The sequence below is a fragment of the Arcicella sp. GW458-12-2-14-TSB2 genome, from assembly GCF_059423785.1.
In genome coordinates this window covers 1-2,337 of record NZ_JBWKYN010000320.1, presented here as the reverse complement: position 1 = coordinate 2,337, position 2,337 = coordinate 1, and the positions used below count along the sequence as shown (strand labels likewise).

Sequence of the window (2,337 nt, the reverse complement as noted above, 5' to 3'; positions counted from 1 at the left end):
ATCACATCCATTTTTTAATGTGATATATTTATTGTTTTTTAATAAGTATTCACATATTTTTACGAGCATTTACCTTTTTAATGAATGGCAACCAAAAAGAAAAAAGCTCCATTAACCACCGATTCGGATATTAAGCTAATTCGAAAAGCTAACGAATTGGTAGAAGCCCGATATAAATTTGATATTTGGGAAACAAGGGTTTTTGCTTATATGCTAACACTTATTAAACATAATGATACAGACTTTAATGAATATACTATCAACACTGGAGATATCGTGCGAGAGTTTAATTTGCATGACTCAGGGTTAGTATACGATAGTATAAAAAAAGCTGCTGAAAAATTGCTTGATAAAAAAGTAGAAATACTTCGCACTACAGCCGAAGGAAAGCGAGAGTATTTTAAAACACACTTAGTGGCATCAACGGCTAACCCAGAAGAAGGCGCTAAGGAAAATTATATCAAGCTTAGTTTTCATCCTGCGCTCAAACAATTTTTATTAGAACTAAAAGCCAGATACTTAGTATATGATATCAGAAATATTCTGAGTCTAACCAGTATTTATTCTGTTAGGCTATTTGAATTGCTAAAACAATACCAAAAGATAGGCAAAAGAAAGTTCATGCTGGATGAACTAAAGGAATTGCTGTCGATAGAATCACATGAATACCAACTCTATGGTCATTTTAAAGGTTTAATCAAACGAGCAGAAAAAGACTTGGCTAAGTACACAGATATATATTTTCAGTTTGAAGAAGAAATTCAGAAAAGGAAAGTAGTAGCTGTTACTTTCTATATTTTCGAGAATACAAAAAACCAACGATTGAAAGTAGAATCTGTTGCTTCTGCAAAAACTACGGAAAAAGGCATAGAAATAATTGCTGTTGATAATGTGGTTGAAACATTATTTCAGAAAGTAGAAAAATATGTTACCATACAGCAAGTAAAGAAGTGGGTAGGAGAGGTGCCAGCAGAGCAAGTAGAAAGAGCTATTACCTATACCCTCCATACGTTAGCATCAGGGAAAAGCATAGAAAATATTGGTGGATTCCTCAATACAATGGTTTATACGCCTAATCTTTTTGATAAATACGAAGTAAAGAAAGAAAAAGTAAAAAAAGTAGTTAAGCGTAATACTGAAAAAAATAGCGAAATATCGATGTTAAAAGAAAACATCAATATGTTACAACAGGAATATGAAAAAGCGCTTGCTGGGCTGGATAAACGCTATTTATTAGAAAATCCTGTTCTTTACCAACAAATAATTGATAAAATTCAAGCGAATAGTTTTTATGATCATAAACAATCGTTAGAAAATAATTTAGAACGAGATAGCATCAAAGGGTTGCGAACAGCAATATTATTTGAAATGTTTCCTGAATATCAGTCATTAATGAATCAATTCAACAAAGAAATGACTCGGCTTCATAATCGATTACACAGCTTACAGTAGTTATAATAAGAATTTCTAACTAAAAACGACAATAAGCATTAATAACGGCATGAACTAATATTGTCAATTTAGATCAATTCCTCCTTCATTTTATAGTAAGCCTTAAAAGCTTTTTTAACATCATCATTACTTTTCTTTGTAAACCCTAGATTCTTGTTTTATCTTGCGTATTATACGAATGATGTTTTTTCTTGAAATTATTAAAACTTGTATTCAGAATTACCAAATACTGAAACCGATTGGTGGCTACGCCTTCTTGATGGAGATCAAGAAGCACTAGGATATTTTTACCAAAAATATGCTGATACGCTCTTGAAATATGGACTTTCGATAGTGTATAATAGAGATTTAGTACGTGATGCTGTTCAAGAGCTTTTTGTCCAAATATGGAATCGTAGGAAAAACTTGACTACCCCAAATTCTGTAAAATATTATCTAATAGCTTCACTGAGAAGGATTATTCTAAAAAGTGTTATTGATGATAGAAAACAGCTAGATACGAGTTCTGATGATGATTATTTTGTAAATAACTATAGCCAAATACCAGAATTAGATGTTCCTGACATTGATAATATTTTACAAGGTGCTATTAGGACGCTCCCACCACGACAACAAGAATTAGTATTTCTAAGATTCTTTGAAAATATGAGCTACGAAGCTATTTCAGAAGTGACAGGGCTAGACTATCAGATTCTTCGCAATACTTTATACAGAGCCATCAAAAGTTTAAGACATAATCTTTCTGATAAAATAGACCTGTTATTGCCTTTGATGCTATTGTTATTTGCTTGTTTACTAAGGAATTAATACTTTTTCTTAATAAAAAAATACTGGAAAGGTTACAAAAGCCATAATTTGTATCTTTAACTATATAATCCTTAATCA

General features: G+C 31.4%; 2 protein-coding genes. Both read left to right on the top strand.

The features are described 5' to 3' along the window. Positions 1–84 precede the first annotated feature (84 nt). The gene (locus AC07XN_RS24095; protein ID WP_309917821.1) at positions 85–1,452 is read left to right on the top strand and encodes a replication initiation protein; all 1,368 of its coding nucleotides are present in this window, start codon (positions 85–87) and stop codon (positions 1,450–1,452) included. 207 nt (positions 1,453–1,659) lie between these two features. Next, positions 1,660–2,259: an RNA polymerase sigma factor gene (locus AC07XN_RS24090; protein ID WP_494744895.1), complete on the top strand. Its 600-nt coding sequence runs from the start codon at positions 1,660–1,662 to the stop codon at positions 2,257–2,259. The last annotated feature ends 78 nt before the right edge of the window (positions 2,260–2,337 follow it).

Coding starts and splice junctions, on each gene's coding strand:
- AC07XN_RS24095 (WP_309917821.1), top strand. CDS start 85: ATGGCAACCAAAAAGAAAAAAGCTCCATTAACCACCGATTCGGATATT.